This window comes from Pantoea sp. XY16, assembly GCF_025153065.1.
In the GTDB taxonomy this organism is placed as follows: Bacteria; Pseudomonadota; Gammaproteobacteria; order Enterobacterales; family Enterobacteriaceae; genus Pantoea; species Pantoea alfalfae.
The window spans coordinates 135,158-161,246 of sequence record NZ_JANZNP010000001.1 but is presented as its reverse complement, the minus strand read 5'-3'; the positions used below and the strand labels follow the sequence as shown (position 1 = coordinate 161,246).

General features: G+C 54.1%; 24 protein-coding genes and 1 other RNA gene. 8 read left to right on the top strand and 17 right to left on the bottom strand.

All coding sequences use genetic code 11. The features are described from left to right. Positions 1-14: 14 nt before the first annotated feature. Complete coding sequence (locus N1689_RS00800; RefSeq protein ID WP_003850458.1) at positions 15-230, top strand: HHA domain-containing protein; 216 nt, start codon at positions 15-17, stop codon at positions 228-230. A gap of 138 nt (positions 231-368) precedes the next feature. Here N1689_RS00800 and ffs read toward each other — a convergent pair. Beyond that, an RNA gene (gene ffs / locus N1689_RS00795) (signal recognition particle sRNA small type) lies at positions 369-465 on the bottom strand. Positions 466-652: 187 nt separating this feature from the next. Here ffs and N1689_RS00790 point away from each other — a divergent pair. Continuing rightward, positions 653-973 (top strand): MGMT family protein, encoded by a 321-nt coding sequence (locus N1689_RS00790; protein ID WP_161736031.1) that lies wholly within the window; start codon positions 653-655, stop codon positions 971-973. Between the two features lie 29 nt (positions 974-1,002). Here the strand turns inward: N1689_RS00790 and N1689_RS00785 are convergent, their stop codons facing one another. Further along, complete coding sequence (locus tag N1689_RS00785) at positions 1,003-1,560, bottom strand: YbaY family lipoprotein (RefSeq protein WP_033731772.1); 558 nt, start codon at positions 1,558-1,560, stop codon at positions 1,003-1,005. A gap of 190 nt (positions 1,561-1,750) precedes the next feature. Here N1689_RS00785 and tesB point away from each other — a divergent pair, with 190 nt between their 5' ends. Beyond that, a complete protein-coding gene (gene tesB, locus N1689_RS00780) occupies positions 1,751-2,614 on the top strand; it encodes an acyl-CoA thioesterase II (protein WP_161736030.1) in 864 nt (287 codons plus the stop codon). A gap of 58 nt (positions 2,615-2,672) precedes the next feature. Here the strand turns inward: tesB and amtB are convergent, their stop codons facing one another. The 5 genes from amtB to N1689_RS00755 form a co-directional block, all read right to left on the bottom strand. Beyond that, positions 2,673-3,959, bottom strand: a complete 1,287-nt coding sequence (gene amtB, locus N1689_RS00775; protein ID WP_161736029.1) for an ammonium transporter AmtB — start codon at positions 3,957-3,959, stop codon at positions 2,673-2,675. Positions 3,960-3,993: 34 nt separating this feature from the next. Next, positions 3,994-4,332 carry a P-II family nitrogen regulator gene (gene glnK / locus N1689_RS00770; protein ID WP_003850469.1) on the bottom strand — a complete coding sequence of 113 codons (339 nt, stop codon included), beginning with the start codon at positions 4,330-4,332 and terminating at the stop codon, positions 3,994-3,996. A gap of 257 nt (positions 4,333-4,589) precedes the next feature. Continuing rightward, complete coding sequence (locus N1689_RS00765) at positions 4,590-6,365, bottom strand: SmdB family multidrug efflux ABC transporter permease/ATP-binding protein (RefSeq protein WP_161736028.1); 1,776 nt, start codon at positions 6,363-6,365, stop codon at positions 4,590-4,592. Then, complete coding sequence (locus N1689_RS00760; RefSeq protein ID WP_161736027.1) at positions 6,358-8,127, bottom strand: SmdA family multidrug ABC transporter permease/ATP-binding protein; 1,770 nt, start codon at positions 8,125-8,127, stop codon at positions 6,358-6,360. Before N1689_RS00760 ends, N1689_RS00765 begins: the two co-directional genes overlap by 8 nt. A gap of 24 nt (positions 8,128-8,151) precedes the next feature. Then, entirely contained in the window at positions 8,152-8,613 is a 462-nt protein-coding gene (locus tag N1689_RS00755; protein WP_033782182.1) for an Lrp/AsnC family transcriptional regulator, read from the bottom strand. A gap of 117 nt (positions 8,614-8,730) precedes the next feature. Here N1689_RS00755 and N1689_RS00750 point away from each other — a divergent pair, with 117 nt between their 5' ends. Next, the gene (locus tag N1689_RS00750) at positions 8,731-9,765 is read left to right on the top strand and encodes a PLP-dependent cysteine synthase family protein (protein ID WP_161736026.1); all 1,035 of its coding nucleotides are present in this window, start codon (positions 8,731-8,733) and stop codon (positions 9,763-9,765) included. Between the two features lie 34 nt (positions 9,766-9,799). On the opposite strand, the gene cof is transcribed toward N1689_RS00750, so the two are convergent. Then, entirely contained in the window at positions 9,800-10,621 is an 822-nt protein-coding gene (gene cof / locus N1689_RS00745) for an HMP-PP phosphatase (protein WP_260057688.1), read from the bottom strand. 92 nt (positions 10,622-10,713) lie between these two features. Between cof and N1689_RS00740 the strand changes: the two genes are divergently transcribed. Together N1689_RS00740 and queC are read left to right on the top strand one after the other, a co-directional pair. After that, positions 10,714-12,432 carry an SgrR family transcriptional regulator gene (locus N1689_RS00740; protein WP_260057633.1) on the top strand — a complete coding sequence of 573 codons (1,719 nt, stop codon included), beginning with the start codon at positions 10,714-10,716 and terminating at the stop codon, positions 12,430-12,432. A gap of 41 nt (positions 12,433-12,473) precedes the next feature. After that, positions 12,474-13,169 (top strand): 7-cyano-7-deazaguanine synthase QueC, encoded by a 696-nt coding sequence (gene queC, locus N1689_RS00735; RefSeq protein WP_161736024.1) that lies wholly within the window; start codon positions 12,474-12,476, stop codon positions 13,167-13,169. A 50-nt stretch (positions 13,170-13,219) separates the two neighbouring features. Here queC and N1689_RS00730 read toward each other — a convergent pair whose 3' ends face one another. The 9 genes from N1689_RS00730 to bolA form a co-directional block, all read right to left on the bottom strand. After that, complete coding sequence (locus N1689_RS00730) at positions 13,220-13,618, bottom strand: YbgC/FadM family acyl-CoA thioesterase (protein ID WP_150013161.1); 399 nt, start codon at positions 13,616-13,618, stop codon at positions 13,220-13,222. Positions 13,619-13,718: 100 nt separating this feature from the next. Beyond that, positions 13,719-14,078 carry a helix-hairpin-helix domain-containing protein gene (locus N1689_RS00725; protein ID WP_260057631.1) on the bottom strand — a complete coding sequence of 120 codons (360 nt, stop codon included), beginning with the start codon at positions 14,076-14,078 and terminating at the stop codon, positions 13,719-13,721. A 140-nt stretch (positions 14,079-14,218) separates the two neighbouring features. After that, positions 14,219-16,087 carry a peptidylprolyl isomerase gene (ppiD, locus tag N1689_RS00720; protein WP_260057630.1) on the bottom strand — a complete coding sequence of 623 codons (1,869 nt, stop codon included), beginning with the start codon at positions 16,085-16,087 and terminating at the stop codon, positions 14,219-14,221. Between the two features lie 247 nt (positions 16,088-16,334). Further along, the gene (hupB, locus tag N1689_RS00715; protein WP_033731763.1) at positions 16,335-16,607 is read right to left on the bottom strand and encodes a nucleoid-associated protein HU-beta; all 273 of its coding nucleotides are present in this window, start codon (positions 16,605-16,607) and stop codon (positions 16,335-16,337) included. A gap of 214 nt (positions 16,608-16,821) precedes the next feature. Next, complete coding sequence (gene lon / locus N1689_RS00710; RefSeq protein ID WP_003850493.1) at positions 16,822-19,176, bottom strand: endopeptidase La; 2,355 nt, start codon at positions 19,174-19,176, stop codon at positions 16,822-16,824. A 186-nt stretch (positions 19,177-19,362) separates the two neighbouring features. Then, on the bottom strand, positions 19,363-20,634 hold the full coding sequence (gene clpX, locus N1689_RS00705) for an ATP-dependent protease ATP-binding subunit ClpX (protein ID WP_260057627.1): 1,272 nt from the start codon (positions 20,632-20,634) through the stop codon (positions 19,363-19,365). Positions 20,635-20,770: 136 nt separating this feature from the next. Next, complete coding sequence (gene clpP / locus N1689_RS00700) at positions 20,771-21,394, bottom strand: ATP-dependent Clp endopeptidase proteolytic subunit ClpP (RefSeq protein WP_260057625.1); 624 nt, start codon at positions 21,392-21,394, stop codon at positions 20,771-20,773. A gap of 335 nt (positions 21,395-21,729) precedes the next feature. Continuing rightward, a complete protein-coding gene (gene tig, locus N1689_RS00695) occupies positions 21,730-23,034 on the bottom strand; it encodes a trigger factor (protein WP_161736020.1) in 1,305 nt (434 codons plus the stop codon). A 293-nt stretch (positions 23,035-23,327) separates the two neighbouring features. Next, the gene (gene bolA / locus N1689_RS00690) at positions 23,328-23,642 is read right to left on the bottom strand and encodes a transcriptional regulator BolA (RefSeq protein ID WP_033731761.1); all 315 of its coding nucleotides are present in this window, start codon (positions 23,640-23,642) and stop codon (positions 23,328-23,330) included. A 286-nt stretch (positions 23,643-23,928) separates the two neighbouring features. Between bolA and N1689_RS00685 the strand changes: the two genes are divergently transcribed. Together N1689_RS00685 and ampG are read left to right on the top strand one after the other, a co-directional pair. Further along, positions 23,929-24,507, top strand: coding sequence for a lipoprotein (locus tag N1689_RS00685; RefSeq protein WP_161736019.1), 579 nt, complete (start codon positions 23,929-23,931; stop codon positions 24,505-24,507). A 57-nt stretch (positions 24,508-24,564) separates the two neighbouring features. Further along, entirely contained in the window at positions 24,565-26,055 is a 1,491-nt protein-coding gene (ampG, locus tag N1689_RS00680) for a muropeptide MFS transporter AmpG (protein WP_253421214.1), read from the top strand. The last annotated feature ends 34 nt before the right edge of the window (positions 26,056-26,089 follow it).

The following is a 26,089-nucleotide window of genomic DNA, read 5'->3' as shown; positions in this document are numbered from 1 at the left end:
AGAACGGTTTATTTATGAACAAAACCCTGACTAAAACCGATTATTTGATGCGACTGCGGCGTTGCCGCTCTCTGGATACCCTGGAAAGGGTCATTGAAAAAAATAAGTATGAATTACCCGAGGATGAATTAGCGGTATTTTACTCCGCAGCCGACCATCGCCTGGCGGAACTGACGATGAACAAGCTCTACGATAAAGTCCCAGGTTCAGTATGGAAATTTGTCCGTTAATCTGACGGATTGTTGCTGCGTTTAATCTCTTCTTTAGTACCGGATATTCCTGCCTGCCGGCAAAGGATCGGACCAGGCGGGTTTTGCCTGTCTGCAGTTTCGGGAGAAGAGATATTCAGAGGGGGAAAATGGTGGGGGCCCTGCCAGCTACATCCCGGCACACGCGTCACCTGCTGCGGCTGCTTCCTTCCGGATCTGACCGAGTTCACAAGCTAGCATTGCGGGAGAACCAACAGGGCCCCCATTGACAAGCCCTCTTGACGAGAGCGGGGGCATTATCTGGGAAGGAGATGGCAATTGCAAGCGTAGTCGGGACAACCGTTGTTTTCTTGAACAATCGCCGTGCTGACACTGCTTCCTCATCCTCCTCATGCTAAAGTTAAAACCCAATTCCTGATGAAAAAAGCAGAATAAATAAGCACATGGATCAGCCTGACTCTTTCCAGCAACGCATCTGGCAAATTGTTGCCGCAATACCCTATGGCCACGTCGCGACTTATGGCGACGTTGCGCGACTGGCGGGCTCCCCGCGCGCGGCACGTCAGGTGGGCGGCGTGCTGAGCCGGTTACCAGAAGGCACTACTCTACCCTGGCATCGCGTTGTTAATCGCCATGGCACAATTTCACTACAGGGCGACCGTCTGATGCGGCAGCGGGATGCGCTGGAAGCGGAAGGCATAGAGGTCAGTGATGACGGACAACTCGATCTTTCGACCTGTCGCTGGCAATTTCAGGCAGGATGAAGGGGCGACAAGGTCGCCCCGGCAGAGAATTAAATACGTGTGGGTGCCGGAACAGCAGCAGATGGCGTCACCTGAGTGGGTGAAGTCGACGGAACAGTTGTCGCTGCGCCCGGCTGGGTTGGCATCGCTACTGACGGTACCGGTACCAGCAGCAGTTCAGCTTTGGTGCCACCCTGGTTGATGACCGGCTTCACGCCTTCAGTGACAAAGGCCAGCTTGCCGTCGATTGAGATGGCTGCGCTTAACAGAATGCGTGCATTGGGCTGAATGTCGGCAGGGTTAAACGGTAATACAAACTGGAACGGTGCCTGTTTACCTTCAGTACGCACCACGCGCTGCGACAGCACTTTTGATGGAGCATCAGATACGGAGGCATCAGAAAGCGTCACGGTTAATACCGCATCCGGCGGCAGCGCAATGCGCTGGCGGATAAAGACTGAACCACTTACGTTTGGCTGCGCAATCGCGGCCGTTTGTCCTGCCACTGCAGAACCCAGCGTTGGCGTTGGAACTGGTTTACTCTTGTCGGCACATCCCGCAACAGCAACCGCAATAACTACCCCACTGAACACATGCCTGAGTTTCATTGATGTCGTCTCCATTTGATCAAAATGATTGTCGGCAGCGAATCCTGCTTACAGCGCTTCACTCGCCGTATGGGCTTAATATTGGCACAAAAATGAAATTTTGCCTGGCACAGGCAAAGCGGAAAGTCTGATTGACGTCAACTGGTCCGATCTTTCACACTGAGCGGGTCACTATATTGAGGAATGCGCCATGAGTCAGGCACTGCAAAATCTGCTGAATTTATTGAATCTGGAAAAACTGGAGGAGGGTTTATATCGCGGCCAGAGCGAAGATCTGGGACTGCGCCAGGTGTTTGGCGGTCAGGTGGTGGGTCAGGCGCTGTATGCTGCAAAGCAAACCGTCGCGGAAGATCGCATTATTCACTCATTTCACAGCTATTTTTTGCGGCCCGGCGATAGCCAGAAAGCGATTATCTATGATGTTGAAACGCTGCGTGATGGCAAAAGTTTCAGCGCACGCAGGGTCAGCGCCATTCAGAATGGCCAGCCCATTTTTTATATGACGGCCTCTTTTCAGTCACCTGAAAGCGGATTTGAACATCAGAATCCGATGCCACAGGTGCCGGGGCCGGAGAACCTGTTAACCGAACAGGCGATGGCGCAGAAAATGGCGCATCTGCTGCCAGAAAAGTTACGCGAGAAATTCATTGCTGAACGTCCGCTGGAGATTCGCCCGGTACAGATCCATAACCCGCTTCGTGGACATGTGGATAAACCGGAGCGTCAGGTCTGGATCCGTGCCACCGGCCCCCTGCCCGATGACCTGCGTATCCATCAGTACCTGCTCGGCTATGCGTCCGACCTCAACTTCCTGCCGGTTGCGCTGCAGCCGCACGGTAAAGGCTTTTTAGAGCCGGATATGCAGGTCGCCACGATCGACCACTCTATGTGGTTCCACCGCCCGTTCGACTTCACTGAATGGCTGCTCTACAGCGTGGTCAGTACCTCAGCTTCCGGGGCACGCGGTTTTGTCCGCGGCGAGTTCTACAATCAGCAGGGTGTGCTGGTAGCCTCAACAGTTCAGGAAGGGGTAATGCGCCAGCGCAGCGAATAAAGAGAAATAAAAAAGGGGCGATTGCTCGCCCCCGATTATTCATTTCAGTGCCTGTCCATTACTGGTTGTAAGCATTCTCGCCGTGGCTGTTTACATCCAGACCTTCACGTTCATGCTCTTCCGGTACGCGCAGTCCGACAATCAGATCGGCCAGCTTGAAGCCAATGAAGGCAACAACGCCCGACCAGACAATCGTCAGACCCACACTGAAGAGCTGCACCCAGACCTGATGGCCCATGGTTACACCCTGAGCATAACCGACGCCGCCCAGTGAAGAGGAAGCAAACACGCCCGTCAGGATACAGCCCACGATACCGCACACGCCATGCACGCCGAACACATCGCACGGATCATCAACGCGCAGCCATTTTTTGAGGGTGGTGACGCCCCACAGTCCCGCCAGTCCGCCGACCAGGCCGATGATTAACGCACCGCCCACACCGACATAGCCACAGGCTGGGGTAATCGCGACCAGACCGGCAATAAAGCCTGAGCAGGCACCCAGCAGTGAAGGCTTACCCCGTACCGCCCACTCACCAAAGGTCCATGCCAGTACCGCACCTGCTGTTGCAACCACGGTGTTAAGGAAAGCCAGCGCGGCGATTTCGTTCGCTGCTGAAGCTGAACCGGCATTAAAGCCAAACCAGCCAACGTACAGAATAGCGGTGCCGGTAAAGACCATCGGCAGGTTGTGGGGTTTGAATGCCTCTTTACCAAATCCCGCACGTTTGCCCACCAGATATGCACCAACCAGACCCGCTATAGCGGCGTTAATATGCACCACGGTACCGCCAGCGAAATCCAGTGCGCCATCCTGTGCCAGGAAACCGCCCGCCCAGACCATGTGTGCAATAGGTAAATATGAAAGCGTCAGCCAGACACCGACGAAGATCAATACGGCAGAGAAACGGATACGCTCTGCAATGGCACCAACAATCAGGCCCACGGTAATACAGGCAAACGAGGCCTGGAATGCTACGTGGATATACTGATAGAAACTGCCCATAACGGCGGTAAGCTGAATGTTTTTCAGCATGGCCCAGCCAAAGCCGCCGAAAAAAGCGTTACCTTCACTGAATGCCAGGGAGTAGCCGTAGACCACCCACAGCACGCACACCAGCGAGAAGGTGACAGCAACCTGCGTCAGCATCGACAGAACGTTTTTGCCACGAATCAGACCGCCGTAAAACAGCGCAATACCTGGAATTGACATAAAGAGCACCAGCGCGGTGCAAATCATCATAAATGCGTTATCAGCCTTGTCCGCAACGGCAGGCGCAGCCATTGCGAGTGAGGGTAACAGTGCCAGACTGGTGAGGCCCAGCTTAGTGAAAATTTTATTCATTTTTATTCCATCCCATCACAGTACTGAGTCTTAATTACAGAGCGGCTTCGTCGGTTTCGCCGGTACGAATACGGATGACGCGCTGCAGTTCAGCCACGAAAATTTTACCGTCGCCAATTTTGCCGGTGTAAGCCGCTTTACTGATGACATCCACCACTTCGTCTAACTGATCGTCGGCAATGGCGATATCAATTTTGACCTTTGGCAGGAAGTTCACGCTGTACTCTGCGCCACGATAGAGCTCTGCATGGCCTTTCTGACGACCAAAACCTTTCACTTCGGAGACGGTCAGTCCCTGAATGCCGATAGAGGATAAAGCTTCACGTACATCCTCCAGTTTGAATGGCTTAATTACGACGGTAACCAGCTTCATTGGATCCCCTCCAGCGAGTAAATAGGTAACGTTTACGGACACGCAGGGATATAAGCAAAGCCTGTGCCAGAGTGTAAAAGTGCCCTTAATCAGTGAGTCAGGCGAGACAGAGCAAGGGATGCTTCAGGGAAGATATGAATGAGAATGGGTGTGTGACAGGGATCGCAGGCTGAGACTGCACTCCTTTGGTGCTCCAGGCGTCAAAGGAGTGCATTTATACAGATTATTCCGATAAAGCTGCGCAAAAAAGGTGCAAGTCAGCTTTCAGATGTTACAGGTACGCCCGACGCCAGATCTTCCCCTGCCTGCTGCAGCTGATACATCTGCCAGTAGCGTCCCTGCAGCGCCAGCAGTTGCTGATGGGTGCCCTGCTCAACCACACGACCACGATGCAGCACCAGAATCTTATCCGCATCGATAATCGTTGAGAGGCGGTGAGCGATCACCACCAGCGTGCTGTGTTGCCTTAGTGTCGCAAGCGTCTGCTGAATCGCCTGCTCGGTGCCGGAGTCGATGTTAGCGGTTGCCTCGTCGAGGATCAGAATCTGCGGCAGATCAACCAGTACCCGGGCCAGCGCCAGCAGCTGTTTCTGCCCGACCGACAGGTTATTGCCCTGCTCGCCCAGTCGGGTGTGAATCCCCTCCGGCAGGGCATGCGCCAGCGGTGCCAGTTGCACCTGTTCCAGCACTGTCCAGACAGCCTCTTCGCTGATGTCGCGGCCCAGCCGCACATTGGCCAGCAGCGTATCGGCCAGCACCACCGGATCCTGCTGCACCATCGCGATACCGCGTCGCAGCACGGCGTGGCTCAAGCCGCCAATCGGGCGATCATCAATACGGATTTCGCCACGCGTCACTGGGTAATAACCCATTAACAGATTAGCCAGGGTACTTTTGCCACTGCCGGTATGGCCCACCAGCGCCACAAACTCACGCGGTGCGACTTCAAGATTGATATCACTCAGCACATCACGATTTTCACGGTAGGCAAAACTGAGATTGTTCAGGGCAATACGACCTGAAGCCAGTGGCTGCTGATCGGCCCCATACTGCTGCTGGGCGGCATCCATCAGCTCGAAAATACGCTCACCGGAAACCACCGCCTGCTGCAGCATCGACTGCTGGGTGGTCAGCTCAATCAGTGGCTCATTCAGACGGCCCAGGTAAGTAATAAAGGCATAGAGCACCCCCACTTCAAACACACCAGGCACAGAGAAACTGAACAGAATCAGCAGCCCGCACAAGACCATCGCTGAAAACAGGCTCAACAGCGGACGCAGCAGAAAGCCATCGAGGCGCAGCGTCTCCATTCGCGCCAGATAGTGAGAGCGGCTCGCTTCGCCCATGCGCTCACCAAATCGTGCCTGCTGACGAAACTGCTGAATCACACTCATGCCGCTGATCACTTCATTGAAGCCGTTGTTGATGTCAGCCAGATAGCTGCGAACCCGTCGGGCAATCGGCGTGCTGTAACGCTGATAGATGAACATCACTATCAGTACCAGCGGGAAGATCATCATTGCTACCAGCGCCATGCGCCAGTCAAGACTGAACATGGCCACCATCATGGCGCCGACCAGCGCAGCGCTACGCAGTACGGTTGAAACCACTGTGACATAAAGATCGCGGATCACTTCGGTGTCATTCGTCACGCGCGAAATAATCTGCCCGACCGGCTGAGTATCAAAGGCGCTCAGCGGCTGACAAAGCGCAGCATTCATCACGTCACTGCGTAACCGCTGCACCACACCAATCGCAGCGCGATTAAACAGCAGCGCCTGCCAGTAGTGCAGCCCGGCGGCCAGTAGCTGAAGCAGGACAAAGCTGATGACCAGACCGGCCACCAGTCCCCAGGGCATCTGATGCTTCGCCACCAGGTTATCAATAAAGTAGCTGACCAGCACCGGACCGGTTACTTCCGCCGCGGCAGCGATCCACAGCATGCCTACCGCCAGCGACAGGGATTTACGCCAGGGCTTACCGTAACTCAGCAGGCGCTTCAGGGTTGGCCACAAGCGGGCAGACTTAGCCATGCGGCACTCCTTTCTCATTTTCATCATCATCCAGCGCCGCTTCCAGTTGCTGGTAACGATACATGTCACGATACCAGCCAGCGCTGGCGGTCAGCGCGTCATGATTGCCACGCTGTGCCACGCTGCCCTGTTGTAACACCAGAATTTCACTGGCTTCCGTCAGCGCTGACAGGCGATGCGCGCTGATAATCAGTGTTTTTCCCTGCCCCCAGATGCGCAGGTTATGCAGGATTTCGTGCTCGGTACGACCATCCACCGCAGAGAGTGCGTCGTCCAGAATCAGGATTTCTGCGTTCAGCAGCAGTGCCCGGGCAATCGAAAGACGCTGCTTCTGTCCACCGGACAGCATCACACCTCGCTCCCCGACTTCGGTTTCATAACCCTGCGGCAGCCGCAGGATATCGTCATGCACGCAGGCCAGGGTGGCGGCCTGTTCAATCTCCTGCTGGGTTGCGCCCGGTTTCCCCAGCGCAATATTGTTCGCTACGCTGTCCGAAAACAGGAATGGTGTCTGGCTGACCACGGCGAGACGACTGCGCCAGCTGTCCAGCCGTAACTGCGGCAGCGGGATCTGGTGATAACGGATGTCGCCCTGCTGAATATCAAAATGGCGCTGGATCAGGCTCAGTAAGGTACTTTTTCCGCTGCCGGTTGGCCCACACAGTCCCAGCATTTCGCCGGGCTTCAGCTGGAAGCTGACATCACTTAACACCGGAGCCGCGCTGGCCGGATAGTGAAAGGCGCGAATCGCGACCTGCAGCGTGCCCGGGTCAGGTGGCAGTGACTTATCACCATCTTCCACCGCTGGCGCTTCCGCCAGTAATGCACCGATGCGGCTCCAGGCGGCGCTGCCGCGTTCGACGATATTGAACATCCACGCCAGCGCCAGCATCGGCCAGATCATCAGGCCGAGATACATCACAAAGCTGGTAAGCTGCCCCAGCGTCATCTGGTCATGCCACACCAGCCAGCTTCCGCCGCCAATCGCCAGCAGGTTTGAGAAACCAATAGCGATGTAGATAGTGGGATCGAAACGGGCATCGACCCGCGCCACGCGCAGGTTCTTTTCACCGGTATCGCGGGCGATGTCGGAGAATTGCTGCGACTGATGCTGTTCAAGACCGAAGGATTTAATCATCCGGATGCTGGTCAGGCTCTCCTGCGTCTGGTCGTTAAGGCTGGAGAAGGCCGCCTGGGCCAGTTTAAAGCGATGATGCAGCTGATTACCGTAGCGATGGATGACGATCGCCATAATGGGCATCGGCACCAGCGCCAGCAGCGTCAGCTGCCAGCTGATTTGCGTACTCATCACCAGCAGCACCACGCAGCCCATCACCAGCGAGTCGACCAGCGTCAGCACCCCTTCCCCGGCTGCAAACACTACCCGATCCACATCGTTAGTGGCGCGCGCAATCAGGTCACCTGTGCGGTGACGCAGATAAAATGCCGGTTGCTGCCGACTCAGCTGGCGATAAAAATCTTCGCGCAGCTCAACCGCCAGCTGGTAGGAGGCACCAAACAGCAGTACGCGCCAGACGTAGCGCAGCAGATAGACCACCACTGCGGTTGCCAGCATGATGCCAATCCACATCATGATGCGACTGGTACTCATGTTGTCACGTGTGACACCATCAACAATGACACCGACCACATGCGGCGGCAGCAACTGCAGAATAGCAATAACAATCAGCAGGATAACCGCGCCCAGATAGCGCCGCCACTCCCTCAGAAAATACCAACTTAATTGACTGAATAATCGCACAACGCTGCTCTCAATCTCAGGCCCTCAGGGGGCGACAGGTAAAGCCGTGGTGTATTTAATCTCTTCCATGGCGAAGCTGGATGTCACATCAATCAGGCCGGGCACACCGTTCACTAATCGCTTGTAGAAAGCATCATAGCTCTTCATGTCGGCCACCTGAATGCGCAGCAGGTAATCATACTCGCCTGCCATCCGGTAAAAGGCCATCACCTCGGGCATGCTGCTTACCACCGAGACAAAGGCCTGATACCAGTCGCGGCTATGCTGCTGGGTTTTCACAAACATAAACGCCGTCAGTGACAGTCCGATTTTATCCCCATCCAGCAGTGCCACCCGGGCGCGAATAATGCCATCATCTTCCAGCTTTTTCAGGCGCTTCCAGCAGGGTGTGGTGGTGAGGTTGACGGCATCCGCCAGCGCCTGCAGCGACAGCGTGCAATCCTGCTGCAGCAGTGAGAGCAGTTTAAGGTCAGTTTTATCTAGCATATGGGACTCCCGGAGAATCATTTTCTCCATTACCGCGATTTTAGCGGTATTTTTGCAATCTCTTTTTCCTGCACGTGCCATAAAATGGCCGCATCACTTCTTTACCGGATGCCTGAAATGCAGACCTGCTGGATTCGCCACGCTATCAACGAAATTAACGCTGATTTTCAACGATCGGCTGAAACCCATTTGATCCGTTTCGATCTGGCGGATTTTCCCGGCATCTGGTTCTATCTGAAAGATGAGAGCACCCATCCCAGTGGCAGTCTTAAACATCGGCTGGCACGATCCCTGTTTCTCTACGGTCTCTCCAACGGCTGGATTAAAGAGAATACGCCGATTATCGAAGCCTCGTCAGGCAGCACGGCCGTTTCAGAGGCGTACTTCGCAAGGCTGCTTGGTCTGCCCTTTATTGCGGTGATGCCCGCCAGCACGGCGAAACGTAAAATTGAGCAGATCACCTTTTATGGTGGACAGTGCCATTTTGTCGAGGATCCCTGCCAGCTTTACGCAGAATCTGAACGGCTGGCACGTGAGCTGAATGGCCATTTTATGGATCAGTTTACCTACGCTGAACGCGCTACTGACTGGCGCGGTAATAACAATATTGCTGAGAGCATTTTCCGTCAGATGCAGCATGAACCCTATCCGATTCCGCATACGGTGATTATGAGCGCGGGCACTGGCGGCACCTCGGCGACGCTGGGCCGCTATATTCGTTATCAGGGCCTGGAAACGAAACTGCTGGTGGTGGATCCCCAGCATTCCGTGTTTTTCGATTACTGGCAACAGCGTGATGCAACACTGACCAGCACGCGCGGCAGCATGATCGAGGGAATTGGCCGTCCGCGCGTAGAGCCGTCATTTATGCCTGACGTGATTGATGAAATGATCAAAGTACCGGATGGTGCGACGTTGGCCGCCATGCTGAAGCTGGAAAAGATCCTGGGACGCAAACCGGGCGCCTCTACGGGCACCAATTTCTGGGGCATGATGCAGGTGGCGAAACGCTTACGGGCAGCAAATCAGCAGGGATCCCTGGTGACACTGCTGTGCGACAGTGGCGAACGTTATCCCGATAGCTACTATCAGCCGGAATGGGTGGCAAAACATATTGGCGATATCACGCCGTGGCAGTGCGAACTCGAATAAAAAACCGGACATCCAGTCCGGTTCACGGCAATCCTCAGCATTCGGGGGAATACGCGAGGTCGGGTGTTGCCAGCCAGTGATTTAAATAGTGAGACACCGCCTGTGTCTCGCAATGCCCTAATACCGGCAGATGCGGTAGCGCAGCTTTCAGTTGCGCCATCGCATTGCCCATGATGAAGCCCCGCCCAACTTGCGACAGCATTTCTCTGTCATTCATTGCATCCCCGAACGCCATGCACTCCGCCAGCGTCAGTGACAGATGGTCGCACAACAGCGCCAGCGCGCTGCCTTTGTTGCAACTGGCGGGCAACACTTCCAGACAGTCCACCGCAGAGAAGCAGATATTCGCCTGCTCACCCAGCGCCGCACCCAGTTCCGTTTTCAGCTGGCACAGATGCTGATGCTGATCGATAAAGCAGATTTTTGTTACCTGATGCGCGGGAAGCCTTTTCAAATCGCACAGCTGATAGCTAAACCCGCTCATCTGATGGGCCACCAGCAGCTCAGGCTGGGGGCGATCGGTAAACCACCCCTGATCGTTGAAAATGTGGATCGACGCGGATGTTTCCCAGTGGCGATGGATGACCTCTTCGGCTACCGCAGAGGGCAGATCACGCGCAAAGATCAGATTGCCCTGCCTGTCGTGTACACGAGTGCCGTTCCCGGTAATCAGCCACGCAGGCAGCATTAATTTCTCCCTCAGAATCTGCATCTCCAGCAGATGGCGGCCCGTCACCAGCGCCAGATTTACGCCACGCAGATGCAACGCCTGCAGGCTATCCAGCGTCTGCTGACCCAGCTGATGATCCGGCAGCAATAATGTGCCATCCATATCGAATGCGGCTAAACGCATTATGGTTACCCTCATGCTGAAAAGATGAGCTTACTATTGCCTGTTAATCGCGGAACTAATAGTGAATACTTTTAAAAAACTGTTCCGGGTTTACGATGCGTCAGCTTAACCGCCTTAATCAGTTTCAGCGCCTGTGGCAGCAAAGCCAGGGCATCCCTCAGCAGACCTGCGTGGCAGAGATGGCGCGCCACTGCATCTGCAGCGAGCGTCATCTGCGCACGTTACTGTCACAGTGGCAGCACGCTGGCTGGCTTAGCTGGCACGGCGAGCCGGGCCGTGGCAAACAGGGTCAGTTAGTGTTTCTGCGCACGCCTGAACAGTTACGGCAGCAGTTGTTGCAAAAACAGCTTGATGCCGGAGATGCGGCGGATGCCTTACAGCTGCTGGATCTGCCGCCGGAAAGGCTGATCAATATGCTGCGGCCGTTAATGGGTGGACAATGGCAGAACGACACGCCGGTTCTGCGTATCCCCTACTATCGTCCGATGGAGAGCACCGAGCCGCGCCAGATTACCGGACGGGCTGAACAGCACCTGGTTCGTCAGATCTATTCCGGTCTGACCCGTTTTGAGCAGGATGCGCCGGTCGGCGACCTGGCGCATCACTGGCAGCACGATGAGGCGTCATGTAGCTGGTTATTCTGGTTACGGCCTCAGCTGATGTGGCATAACGACGAGCCGGTGCAGGCCGCACAACTGGTGACGCAGTTCCGCCAGCTGTTGCGGGATACGCGTGTCAGGATATTGCTTGCCGATGTGGTCAGCGTGGATGCGCCTCACCCGCTGGCGCTGCGGTTTACCCTGCGACGACCTGATTTCTGGTTGCCTCACCGACTTGCCCATCTTTTGTGTCTGCTGCCCCATCCCGCTGATATGAAGACAGGCAGCGGGCCGTGGAAACTGAGGCATTTCAGCGCTGAGCTGGTGAGGATTGAAAGCCATGCGCGCTGGCATCTGCAGCGTCCTCTGCTGCAGGCGGTGGAGTACTGGATTACTCCTCAGCTGTTTGATCCCGCTCTCGGCAGCAGCTGTCGTCATCCGGTGCAGATTGCGATAGGGGATGCCGCAGAACTCAGGACATTGAAGCCGGTCAGCAGTAGCATCAGTCTCGGCTTCTGTTATCTGGTCTGTCGGCCGCGAGCCGGATTTACCCCTGATCAGGCGCGCACGCTTTTCCAGCTGATTCAGCAAAGCGGCATCGTCAGCCGATTACCACTGGATGAGGGATTAATTACCCCCAGCAAAGAGCTGTTACCTGGCTGGGAAGTGCCGCTGATTGATAATGTTCCGGTCCCCTTGCCCACCACCCTGACACTGCATTATCAGCTGCCGGTTGAGCTGCATCAGATGTCACAGGCACTGGTCGCCCTGTTAAAACAGCACGGTTGTACTCTGAACGTCGTTTTTCACCCGGTGAAAAGCTGGCATCATATCGACCCGCCTGATGAGGCGGATATCGTGATGGGCGATCGGCTGATTGGCGATGCGCCGATCTTCACACTGGCGAGCTGGTTACAGATTGACCCGCTATGGCGTCGGCTGTGGTCTACACCGCATGGCGAAGAAGTCCAGGCGCAACTGCTGGCTATCCAGCAGATAGCAGATAGCGACAGCCGTACCCGTGCGCTACAGCAGCTTTATCATCAACTGATGAGGGACGGCATCCTGCTGCCTCTGTTCAATTATCGCTACCAGATTTATGCGCCCCCTGCCGTAGAAGGGATTGAACTGAACACGCTGGGCTGGTTTGATTTCAGCCGCGCATGGATTCCACCGCCCATTGATCCGCCTTGCAGCTGTTCAGCAGCGGACTGAGGCATTACCATAAGCGCAAAATTAATTATCAGGGAAACACCATGAAACGCGCGGTTGTAGTTTTCAGCGGTGGACAAGACTCCACTACCTGCCTGATTCAGGCTGTACAGCTTTATGATGAAGTTCACTGTGTCACTTTCGACTATGGACAACGCCACCGGGAAGAGATCGATGTCGCCCGCGATCTGGCGATGACACTGGGTGCGCGCGCACATAAAGTGCTGGACGTGACCATGCTGAACGAACTCGCTGTCAGCAGCCTGACGCGGGATAACATTCCGGTGCCGGCTTATAATCCTGAGGCCAGTGGATTACCCAGTACGTTTGTACCAGGACGCAATATTCTCTTTCTGACGCTGGCCTCAGTTTACGCGTATCAGGTCGAAGCGGAAGCGGTCATCACCGGCGTCTGCGAAACCGATTTTTCCGGCTATCCCGACTGCCGCGATGAGTTTGTCAAAGCGCTGAACCATGCGGTGTCGCTTGGCATGGCTCGCGAGGTGCGTTTTGAGACGCCGCTGATGTGGCTCAATAAAGCGGAAACCTGGGCGCTGGCAGATTACTGGCAGCAACTTTCGCTGGTACGCGAGCAGACGCTGACCTGCTATAACGGCGTAAAAGGCGACGGATGTGGTGAGTGTGCTGCCTGTCATTTACGGGCCAATGGCCTGCAGGGTTATCTCAGCGATCGGGCGGGCGTAATGTCTGCCATGAAAGCTAAAAGCGGCCTTAACTAAGACGGTATGACATGGCGGCAAAGCAGTCAGGTTTGCCGCTTTTTATCAGCTCATGCCATCAGACGCATCAGCCGCTCACGTAACTCCCCTTCCAGCGCAACCGCCTTTTGGGTCCGCAAATCAATACAGACAAACGTGAGTGCGGCATCCGCCACCACGGTCTCCTGACCTGCCAGCAACACCCGCTGGGCAATAATGCCGCTTTTGCCATTTAACTGCGTAATCTCACTGTCGATAGCCAGTACGTCGCCCAGCACGGCCGGGCGACGGTAGTTAATGTTGATATTGACCACCACAAAAGCCAGTTTCTGTTCCAGCAACCAGTGGAACGCTTCAACCTCTTCCAGCCATTGCCAGCGCGCCTCCTCAAGAAACTCAAGATAGCGCGCATTGTTGACGTGCTGATAGACATCCAGATGATAGCCACGCACTTTTATGGTGGTCTGCATGATCATGCTCTCCTGCTACTGTAAGTTAACTGGTTGGACCTGTTCACTTTAGCAGAGTCACCTGATTAGCGTGGGTTAAGCATCACAGATGTGTACTGCCTCACAATTTCAGCCGGGACGCATTTCGCTCTATCAGCGCGTTACCGATACCCGGTACTTCACTGAGTTGCTGAATCGCGCTAAAGGGTCCGTACTGTTCGCGATAGTTCACAATCGCCTGCGCTTTCTTCAGCCCCACACCATTCATAGCAGCAGAGAGCTGTTCCGCTGTCGCTTCATTGATGCTGACATGTTCCTGCTTTGGCTGCAGCTGCGCGGCTGTCTCCGGCTTCGGTGCAGGATGTGCGTTCTGCGACACAGCCGGACTGGCAGGTTCAGGTGCCGCAGAGACGCTGCCGTGACAGAGTGTACCGCCCAGTGCGAGTGAGAGATAAAAGGCAACAAGTTTATGTTTAGCCATGCTGTGTTTCTCCTTGTGTGTAAACAGCAGTGACAGAGTGGCACTACACCGCACAAGGCTCAAAAGCGGGATTTCAGAAATGGAAAAGGCCGCGAATGCGGCCTTTGATTGTTACAGTCGTTGCGTAGCTTTTGCGAGGCTTACTGCATTTGTGCGGCAGCGCCGTACTTGATTTTCGCCTCTTTACGGAGGTTTTGCAGTAAGGCTTCAAACGTCAGCTGCGCATTGTTCTGCGTGACGCCCTTAACCATTTCGTCAATCTGCGCCTGTGGCATGCTGCCGGTTTTAACTTTATCTACCGCCACCAGCACCACATTACCCTGCATATCTTCGCTGACACCCCATGAAGGCTTATTATCAGCAGGCTGAGGCAGATTAAAGGCGGCCTGTGCCACCGGATCCTGCGCATTGCGGTCAACGGTTTTGCTGGCGCTCAGCGTCAGGCCTGCTGCAGTCAGTGCTTCCAGCTTGCCCGCTTTGAGATCGGTCAGCAGTTTATCGGCCTGTGCTTTCGCCTGCTGTGTCGCTTTGTCATGCTTAAGCGTATCCGTAATCTGCGCCTTAACCTGCTCCAGCGGTTTTACCGCTTCCGGTTTGTGCTCGCTGATACGCAGCACAAAGGCACGATCGCCGTCGACGGTAATAATGTCGGAGTTGTTGCCCGGCGCACCGTTCTGACCCACCAGACCGCCGTTAAAGATTGCCTGCTTCACAGCATCAAAGTTAAGCGCGTCTGGCAGCGTGTCCTGACTGAACCAGCCGGTCTCTTTCGCTTTCAGACCCGAAGCCTGCTCAGCACCCGCCAGTGACTCATTGTCATTGCTGGCCGCTTCACTGACTTTCTGCTGCAGTTTGTAGAAGGCATCAACGCCCTTCTCCTGCTTCACTTTCGCGGCAACAGCGCTGCGAACGTCATCCAGTGGCTTAACCTGCTCTGGCTGAATATCGTCGAGACGAACCACCAGGAAGCCCACTGAAGATTTAATCACGCCTGACATCTGGCCTTTCTCCGTCAGACCGGCATTTTTCAGCTCATCAGGGGTCGTTGACGGTTCCAGCCAGCCCATATCACCGCCCTTACGCGCAGAGATTGGGTCGATGGATTTGGCTTTCGCCACATCCGCGAAGTTAGCGCCACCCTTCAGCTGAGCCAGTACCGCATTGGCATCGGCTTCAGTTTTGGTCTGAATGACGCTGTAGCGCGTACGCTGTGGCTGCGAATAGTCCGCTTTATGCTGGTCGTACCAGGCCTGAATATCCGCTTCGCTGGCATCCTGCTGCATGCTGGCAGCATCCATCAGGATGTAGCTGACACGGAACTGCTCCGGTGCCATAAAGCTGGTTTTATGCTGCTGATAATACTGACTGATTTCGTCGTCGGTGACGGTTTGTTTCGCCATCAGGGCATTGACGTCCAGCGTCGCCTGACGAATATCACGTTGCTGTGAAACCAGATCCACCAGTTTGCTGGCTTCGCCTTTCAGCGTGAAGTCTGTGTTGGCCACAGCATTGATCAGCTGCTGATTGGAGAGTTGCTTACGCAGCGCTTCAGCATACTGGTCGGCACTGAAACCCATGTTGCCGATCAGCGCCAGATATTTAGCATTATCGAATTTGCCGTTGGTCTGGAAAGCCTGCTGATTGAAGATAGCCTGCTTAACCTGATCGTCACTGATGCTGAGGTGGAGATCTTTGATGTAGCTGTCGAGCAGTGCCTGGTCGATTAACTGAGACAGTGCCTGCTGACGCATCTGCTGCATGAAGCCATCGTTGCTGGCCAGCTGCGAGAACTGGTCACCCAGCATCTGCTGCTGACGACTGCGTTCACTGTTGAAAGCCTGCTCCAGCTGTCCCCGGCTAATCTCCTGACCGTTAACTTTGGCCGCATAGTCGTTATTGCCGCCAATCAGATAGTTGCCAACGCCTGTCAGCACAAAAGAGACGATAATCAGTCCCAGAATAATCTTGAGCACGACATGGTTCGACGCCGCGCGTAAATTGTCCATCATGGTATGGCAACGCTCCGCTGTAGTGTGAATGTAAAGCTCGGTCGCAACTCGCCACTGGCTGGCGACTCACGTAACTGCTGGCTTGGCTGGCAGTCTCAATACGGTCCAGGTCCATCTTACGACCCGATTCTCACCGGTTAAAACAAAAAAGGCACATCTCATTGATGTGCCCGTATGTTACATGAGAACGGGTTAATCGTCCTCTAATCCACTGAAGAAAATGCGTCAATGAATCTATTCGTTGTTATTAATTGACAGCGTCTTTCAATGCTTTACCAGCACGGAAACCCGGTACTTTACCAGCCGGGATGGTGATTTCTTTACCGGTTTGCGGATTGCGGCCGGTACGTGCAGCGCGGTCACGCACAGAGAATGTGCCGAAACCCACCAGAGCCACTTCATCACCCTCTTTCAGCGCATCTGAAACTGAGCCCATAAATGCATCTAAAACACGTCCTGCTGCAGCTTTAGAAATATCAGCATCGGCAGCAATTTTGTCGATCAATTGTGACTTATTCACTCTCTTCATCCCCTCTTTTATTATTTCACATCGTACCGGGCTTCCGGCCGGGTACGAACGCGCAGCAAGTTATATCAAGCCTGTGGAGCCGAAACAACGGAATTTCTCTGAGAACGTCGCATCGACAGCCACCTAAATTAGCGGCACAAAAAAAAGCTGGCAAGCGCCAATTGCCTTGCCAGCTCCGCTTTTTAACGGTTTATGCCGTTAATCACTATTTTGCTGTTGCGACCTGCATGCCGTAAGGCGCATTTTCCAGTGCCAGATTCAGCACCTCTTCAATGCGTTTCACCGGATGGATCTCCAGATCGGCAATCACGTTCTGTGGAATCTCTTCCAGATCACGCTTGTTGTCGTCCGGGATCAGCACGGTTTTAATGCCACCACGGTGTGCTGCCAGCAGTTTCTCTTTCAGACCGCCAATCGGCAGAACCTGACCACGCAGGGTGATTTCACCGGTCATAGCGACATCCGCACGCACCGGGTTACCGGTCAGACAAGAGACCAGCGCGGTACACATTGCGATACCGGCACTCGGGCCATCTTTCGGTGTGGCGCCTTCTGGCACGTGAACGTGAATATCACGTTTTTCGTAGAAGTCACCATTAATGCCCAGTTTCTCGGCACGGGCACGCACCACGGTCAGCGCAGCCTGAATCGACTCCTGCATCACTTCACCCAGGGAGCCGGTGTAAGTCAGCTTGCCTTTACCCGGTACACACGCAGTTTCGATGGTCAGCAGATCGCCGCCCACTTCCGTCCACGCCAGGCCAGTGACCTGACCCACACGGTTTTCACTGTCAGCACGGCCGTAGTCGAAGCGCTGTACGCCCAGGAAGTCCTTGAGGTTTTCACCGTTGATGGTGATGTGCTTTTTCGTCTTGTCCATCAGCAGTGATTTCACCGCTTTACGGCACAATTTCGACAGCTCACGCTCAAGACTACGCACGCCAGCTTCACGGGTGTAGTAACGGATAATGCCGACAATCGCGCTGTCTTCAACCGTAATTTCACTGGCTTTCAGCGCGTTGCGCTCAATCTGCTTGGTCAGCAGATGCTGCTTAGCGATGTTCAGTTTCTCATCTTCGGTATAACCCGACAGACGAATCACTTCCATACGGTCCAGCAGCGGTGCCGGGATGTTCATTGAGTTCGACGTTGCCACGAACATGACATCAGAGAGGTCATAGTCGACTTCCAGATAGTGGTCGTTGAACGCAATGTTCTGCTCAGGATCAAGCACTTCCAGCAGCGCTGAAGCAGGATCGCCGCGCATGTCCGAAGACATTTTGTCGATCTCATCCAGCAGGAACAGCGGGTTCTTAACCCCGACTTTCGCCATTTTCTGGATGAGTTTACCCGGCATAGAGCCGATGTAAGTACGACGGTGACCACGGATTTCCGCTTCATCACGCACGCCACCCAGCGCCATACGCACATATTTACGTCCGGTCGCTTTGGCGATCGACTGACCGAGGGACGTTTTACCTACCCCTGGCGGTCCGACCAGGCACAGAATCGGCCCTTTGATTTTGCTGACACGACTCTGAACCGCAAGATACTCAAGAATACGATCCTTCACGCGCTCCAGGCCGTAATGGTCAGTGTCCAGCGTCTCCTGCGCTTTACGCAGATCTTTCTTCACTTTACTGCGCGCGTTCCACGGAACCTGCACCATCCAGTCGATGTAGCCGCGAACCACGGTCGCTTCAGCGGACATCGGGGACATCATTTTCAGCTTCTGTAGCTCAGCTTCTGCTTTTTCACGCGCTTCTTCCGGCATTTTTGCCGCGTCGATTTTGCGTTTTAACGCTTCGTACTCGTCAGGCGCGTCGTCCATCTCACCGAGCTCTTTCTGAATCGCCTTCATCTGCTCATTCAGATAATACTCGCGCTGGCTCTTCTCCATCTGCTTCTTAACACGGTTGCGAATGCGCTTCTCAACCTGCAGCAGATCGATTTCAGATTCCATCATCGCCATCAGATATTCCAGACGCTCATTAACGTCGGACATCTCCAGCACAGACTGTTTGTCTGCCAGTTTCAGTGGCATATGCGCTGCAACGGTGTCAGCAAGGCGGGCCGCATCGTCAATGTTATTCAGTGAGGTTAAAACCTCGGGTGGGATCTTTTTATTGAGTTTGATGTAGCCTTCAAACTGATTGATCGCCGTACGCACCAGCACTTCCTGCTCGCGCTCTTCAATCTCTGGCGAAACCAGATATTCAGCTTGTGCAACAAAATGGTCACCGTTGTCGGCCAGCGTCGTAATATGGGCGCGCTGTAAACCTTCTACCAGGACTTTGACAGTGCCATCCGGCAGTTTCAGCATTTGCAATACTGATGCAACGGTCCCTACTGAAAAGAGATCGTTAATGCCAGGTTCATCCGTTGAAGCCTCTTTCTGTGCGACCAGCATGATTTTTTTATCATGATCCATTGCGGCTTCAAGGCACCGAATTGATTTTTCCCGGCCAACAAACAACGGAATTACCATGTGCGGATAAACCACCACGTCGCGCAGCGGCAACACGGGGATTTCAATGCGTTCAGAACGCTCAGGATTCATAGAGCTCTCTCTTTGTTTAATGTCCGCCAGGTGATGGGAACCGCATCAGGCAGGTATGCAGTTAAACCCACAGGTATCTGAGTATATGGGGATGATTGTCCGACATTCAACGTCACAGAGGCGAGAAAAGCAAAAGGGGAAACATTTTCCCCTTTTTTAATTGAACAACATGGACGATCTGTTTAATTATTCGCCAGATGCCTGCGCTTCATGCTTGCCGTAGATCAACATGGGCTCAGACTGATCTTCAATAACTGATTCATCAATCACTACTTTTTCCACGTCATCCATGGAAGGCAGGTCATACATGGTTTCCAGCAGCGCACCTTCAACAATAGAACGCAGACCACGAGCACCGGTTTTACGTGACATCGCTTTCTTCGCGATAGCGGTTAATGCCTCGTCACGGAACTCCAGTTCAACCCCTTCCAGGTTAAACAGCGCCTGGTACTGTTTGGTCAGAGCGTTTTTCGGCTCACGCAGAATCTGAATCAGCGCTTCTTCACTCAGCTCGCTCAGGGTCGCGACCACAGGCAGACGACCGATGAACTCAGGGATCAGACCAAACTTGATCAAATCTTCAGGTTCACACTGTGAAAGCAGTTCACCTTCGCTGGCTTTCTGTGACTTCCCTTTCACGGTGGCACCAAAACCAATACCAGATCCGGTTTCCACGCGCTGGGAGATCACTTTGTCCAGGCCGGCGAATGCGCCGCCGCAGATAAACAGAATTTTCGAGGTATCAACCTGCAAGAATTCCTGTTGCGGATGCTTACGTCCACCCTGCGGCGGAACGGCAGCCACGGTGCCTTCAATCAGTTTAAGCAGAGCCTGCTGTACACCTTCGCCTGACACGTCACGGGTAATCGACGGGTTATCAGACTTGCGTGAGATTTTATCGATTTCATCGATATAAACGATGCCGCGCTGTGCTTTCTGTACGTCGTAATCACATTTCTGCAGCAGTTTCTGGATGATGTTTTCAACGTCTTCACCCACGTAACCGGCTTCAGTCAGCGTGGTGGCGTCAGCCATAGTGAATGGCACATCCAGCAGGCGCGCCAGCGTTTCTGCCAGCAGCGTTTTACCACTACCGGTCGGGCCAATCAGCAGAATGTTACTTTTGCCCAGTTCGATGCCATTGCTGGTATCACCGTTACGCAAACGCTTGTAGTGGTTGTAAACCGCAACCGCCAGCACTTTCTTCGCTCTTTCCTGACCGATAACATAATCATCGAGGTGATGGCGAATTTCATGTGGGGTTGGCAACGCACTGCGTTCACGATGCGGGGCAACTTCTTTAATCTCTTCGCGAATGATGTCGTTGCACAGGTCAACACACTCATCGCAGATATACACTGACGGCCCGGCAATCAGCTTACGCACTTCATGCTGGCTTTTGCCGCAAAAAGAGCAGTACAGCAACTTTCCTGAACCGTCTTTGCGCTTATCTGTCATCAGTTAACCTCTTCTTGTTCTCAGGCCATACCCGCGTACGGCTCAGGCCGTACAGGGACGGCCGAAATTCATTCAACCCATAAATAGTACCGTTGTCCTGTTAACTATAGACCAGTGACAACGGTAAGTCGGGGTCTTATTGGCGATGCGTCAGAATTGAATCGACTAATCCATACTCTACCGCTTCATTTGCAGAGAGGAAACGATCACGCTCGGTATCACGCTCAATTTCTTCCAGCGTTTTACCGGTATGCTCAGCCATCAGCTCATTCATGCGCTGTTTAACATTAAGGATTTCACGCGCATGGATTTCAATGTCTGACGCCTGGCCCTGATAGCCGCCCAGCGGCTGGTGGATCATCACGCGCGAGTTTGGCAGACAGAAACGCTTCCCTTTAGTGCCCGCTGTCAGCAGAAACGCTCCCATTGAACAGGCCTGTCCCATACAGATGGTGCTGACATCCGGTTTGATAAATTTCATGGTGTCGTAAATCGACATACCGGCCGTGATCACACCGCCTGGCGAGTTGATGTAGAGATAGATATCTTTTTCCGGGTTCTCAGCTTCCAGAAACAGCATCTGCGCCACGATCAGATTAGCCATGTGGTCTTCAACCTGACCGGTCAGAAAAATGACGCGCTCTTTCAGCAGACGGGAGTAGATGTCGTAAGAACGCTCACCACGCGAAGTTTGTTCAACCACCATTGGCACCAGCGCATTGTGCGGTGCAGTATATTCACGATCGCCACTGTATGACATTACCGTCTCCTGGATAAATTTCATTGGCAACATTCTGTACCGATTCTACGTAAGACGCTCGGGAAACTCCACGTCGCACCTTTTCCGACACCTTCAGGACGGTTAATCAGCCAGCCTCACTCTCATTTCTGCATACTCCCACTATCTGGGGATGCTGCACGCATGTTTCAAGCATAACAATCTTTTCCCTGTTCGCTAACCCGGAAAAAGCGATGCGTGAATAATTTGCCGATTAATTAAGCAAATAGCGGCGAAGAGTCGCGTTCTGTACGCAAAATACAAAAAAGCCCGCGACTTTTCAGTCACGGGCTTAGCACAGACGGTTAACTGCGTGATCAGGCCTGAGCGGTCTGATTCATCAGATCCTGGAAGTTGGTCTCTTTCTCGGTCACTTTAGCTTTCGCCAGGACCGCTTCAACCGCTTGCTCTTCCAGCGCGACGTTGCGCATATTGTTCATCAGCTCGTTATTCTTGCTGTAGAACTCGATGACTTCTTTCGGATCTTCATACGCAGAAGCCATCTCTTCGATCATGGTGTTCACGCGCGCTTCGTCAGCTTTCAGCTCGTGGGTACGAATCACTTCGCCCAGCAGCAGACCGACAACAACACGGCGTTTAGCCTGCTCTTCAAACAGTTCGCGTGGCAGTTCCAGCGCCTGCTGTTCGTTGCCACCGAAACGCTGTGCAGCCTGACGACGCAGAACATCGATTTCGCTGTCAACCAGCGCAGCTGGCACGTCGATTTCGTTCGCTTCAACCAGGCCGTCGATCGCCTGAGTTTTGATGCGGTTACGGATAGCGCCTTTCAGCTCGCGATCCATGTTCTTACGCACTTCAGTGCGCAGACCGGCTACTGAACCATCTTCAACGCCGAAACGTTTGATGAACTCTTCAGTCAGCTCTGGCAGCTCACGCGTTTCAACTTTCTTCAGCACGATCTCGAACTTCGCATCTTTCCCTTTCAGGGTTTCTGCGTGGTAGTCGTCCGGGAATTTCACGTCGATAGTGAACGTTTCGCCCGCTTTGTGACCCACAACGCCTTCTTCAAAGCCTGGGATCATGCGGCCCTGGCCCATGGCCAGAACGAAATCAGTGGCTTTGCCGCCTTCGAACTCTTCACCGTCAACAGAACCGTTGAAATCGATAGTTGCACGATCTTCCGGGCCTGCAGCTGCGTCGCTTTCGATCCAGTTGGCCTGCTGCTTGCGCAGAGTATCCAGCATGGCATCAACATCAGCATCAGTTACTTCAACGACAGGTTTTTCGACTTCGATGTTTTCCAGGCCTTTCAGCTCAACTTCCGGATAGACTTCGAATTCAACCGCGTAGGTGAAATCCTGGCCTTCTTTGTATTCGCCCGGCACATAGTTTGGTGCGCCAGCCGGATTAATTTTTTCTTTGATGATGGCGTCAACAAAGTTGCGCGTCATCAGCTCGCCCAGCACGTCCTGACGGACAGAAGCGCCGTAACGCTGCGCCACGATGTTCATCGGCACTTTGCCTTTACGGAAACCATCGATGCGAACTTTCCTGGCAACGTCAACCAGTTCTTTTTTTACTGCGCTTTCGATGCTGTCAGCTGCAACAGTAATCGTAATGCGACGGCCCAGGCCCTGAGTGGTCTCTACAGAAACTTGCATCTTGTTACCTCAAAAAATCACGTGCTCGGTCAACTTCAGACACCACACATAGTGAAATGCGCCGTATCCAACAACCGGGACGGCTTCCGTGAAGAGAACCTGATCCCTGTTACCAGAAGCGTCCCGAAGACATTCCGGAAAAATAGACGCAGCATTATAGCGGCATCGCTGGAATGAGTCGAGGACGCTAACTCACCACTTTTCAGCAGGTTTGCTGCTTTTTTGAGCCAGGGATCGCGTTTTTCGCTAAATCACAGAAAAAACGGCCAGCAGGCCGTTTCAGAGGAGGGAGATCAGGCGAGACTTCCGGCACCACGACAGTTAGGCGAAGCCAGAACGGTATCCTGCAACCCTTCCCACTCTTTCAGGGTGTAAGTATGCAGGGCTAAGGCATGGACACTGCCCGCTAATTCAGCCGCCAGTTCGCTATAAATCAGACGATGACGCGCCAGGAAGCGCTGGCCTGCAAAGCAGTCGCTGACAATCACCACTTTGAAGTGACTTTCCGATCCGGCAGGCACGTTGTGCCGGTAACTTTCGTCATGCACTTCCAGATGAGCTGGCTGAAACGCCACACGCAGCTTTTCTTCTATTTGTTCGCGGATCATGGCTATTACTCCTCAATGGCGAGCGCGGTGCCCCATCTCATTCAATCTTAGTCGCTTTTAGTGCGCTTACCCGCCGGCGGACGCTAAATATTGCATTTTATGTCAGCCCGCTTCTGGTGTGCATCATAACGCAGTCGAAACCATCAGCAAACCTGCCTGTCAGAGAAGGGGCTTAAAACGGTTTCAGAGACAATTTCACCCGCAACAGGGCTTTTTTCACTGCCGGGCAATGCTATGATGGCCGCAGTTTTTGCAAACCAACCCCCTGACACCAACGAGAAAAAGTATGTTGAAAAAACTGTTATTCCCACTGTTGGCTGCGTTCATTTTAGCCGGCTGTGCAACCAGCAATAATACCCTCACTATCCAGCCTAAAATTCAGCTGCCGCAGCAGGATCCCGGCCTGATGGGCGTGACCGTGAGCATCAACGGTGCCGACCAGCGTAAAGATCAGGCGCTGGCAAAAGTTAACCGTGATGGTCAGTTAGTGACCCTGACGCCTTCGCGCGATCTCCGTTTCCTGCTGCAGGAAGTGCTGGAGAAGCAGATGACCGCACGTGGTTATATGATTGGTCCTGATGGCGCGGTCGATCTGCAGATTGTGGTTAACAATCTCTACGCTGACGTGACGCAGGGCAATGTGCGCTACAGCATCACTACCAAAGCGGACATCTCTATTATTGCGACCGCGAAAAATGGCAACAAGCAGGTTAAAAACTACCGCCAGACTTACAGCGTAGAAGGCGCATTCAACGCCAATAACCAGAAGATTACTGACGCGGTGAACGCCACCATGAGCGATGTGATCGCGGATATGGCACAGGACACCAGCGTTAACGACTTCATCAAGCAGAACGCCCGTTAATATCGTCTCACCTCTGCCCTGCCTCGTGCAGGGCTTTTTGTTATCTGCAGGATCCGCATGAACCACTATCTTCGCCTCTTCAGCCAGAAAAATGCCGCCGTACTACTGCTACTTGGTTTTGCTTCCGGACTGCCGCTGGCACTGACTTCGGGCACGTTGCAGGCGTGGATGACGGTGGAAAATGTTGATCTGAAAACCATCGGCTTCTTTTCACTGGTCGGCCAGGCCTATGTCTTTAAATTTCTCTGGTCGCCGATGATGGACCGCTATACGCCGCCGTTTCTGGGCCGGCGTCGCGGCTGGTTACTGCTGAGTCAGCTGGCGCTGGCAGGCGGGATTGTCGCGATGGGATTTCTGCAGCCAGAACGTGATCTGACCCTGATGGCGGCGCTGGCAGTGCTGATCGCTTTCTGCTCCGCCTCCCAGGACATCGTTTTTGACGCCTGGAAAACGGATATTCTGCCACCTGAAGAGCGCGGCAGCGGCGCAGCCATTACCGTGCTGGGCTATCGGCTGGCGATGCTGATTTCAGGCGGGCTGGCCTTGTGGCTGGCTGACCGTTATCTGGGCTGGCAGGCGACCTACTGGTTGATGGCGCTGATGATGGTGCCGGGCATTATCGCCACACTGATGGCGAGCGAGCCGGACACACGGACTTCCACCCCGCATTCACTGCGACAGGCAGTTGTCGATCCGCTCAAGGATTTCTTTCAGCGCAACAACGCCTGGCTACTCATTACGCTGATTATTCTCTACAAGCTGGGCGATGCCTTTGCCGCCTCACTGACGACTACCTTTCTGATCCGCGGCGTCGGGTTCAATGCCGGTGACGTCGGCCTGGTCAATAAGACGCTGGGTCTGCTGGCGACCATTATCGGCGCGCTTTATGGCGGCGTACTGATGCAGCGTCTGAGCCTGTTCCGGGCGCTAATGATTTTCGGTCTGCTGCAGGCTGTCTCGAACTTTGGTTACTGGCTGCTGGCAGTGACCGACAAACAGTTGTGGAGCATGGCCAGTGCAGTCTTTGTCGAAAACCTCTGCGGCGGCATGGGCACCGCGGCCTTTGTCGCATTATTAATGACGCTGTGCAATAAGTCGTTCTCAGCCACCCAGTTTGCCCTGTTATCGGCGCTCTCCGCAGTCGGCCGGGTCTATGTCGGCCCGGCGGCGGGCTGGCTGGTGGAACTCTGGGGCTGGCCGACATTCTATGCTTTCACGGTGATGGCGGGTCTGCCAGGCCTGGTGCTGCTGGCTTTTTGCCGGCAAACATTGAATCAGGTCGAGCAGAGTGGCAATTTCCTCACACGTAGCTACTATCCTCATGGCTATCGCTGGACTAATCGTCTGTTTGCAGCTGGCTGCGGCGTGCTGGCTCTCTGGCTGGTCGTGCTGGCACTGAATGCACTGGGGCTGACTGCGCTGGCACCGCTGCTGACCCGCCTGTTTGAGCTGGGCATGAGCCTCTCCCTGCTGGCGGTGTTTGCCGGGGTCTTGCTGGACTATCGGGCACTGAAGAGAACGCCGGTGTTGCCCGCGTCAGATGCTTAAGTGAAATCGATAGGTTAACGGGGTGCGGCTTATT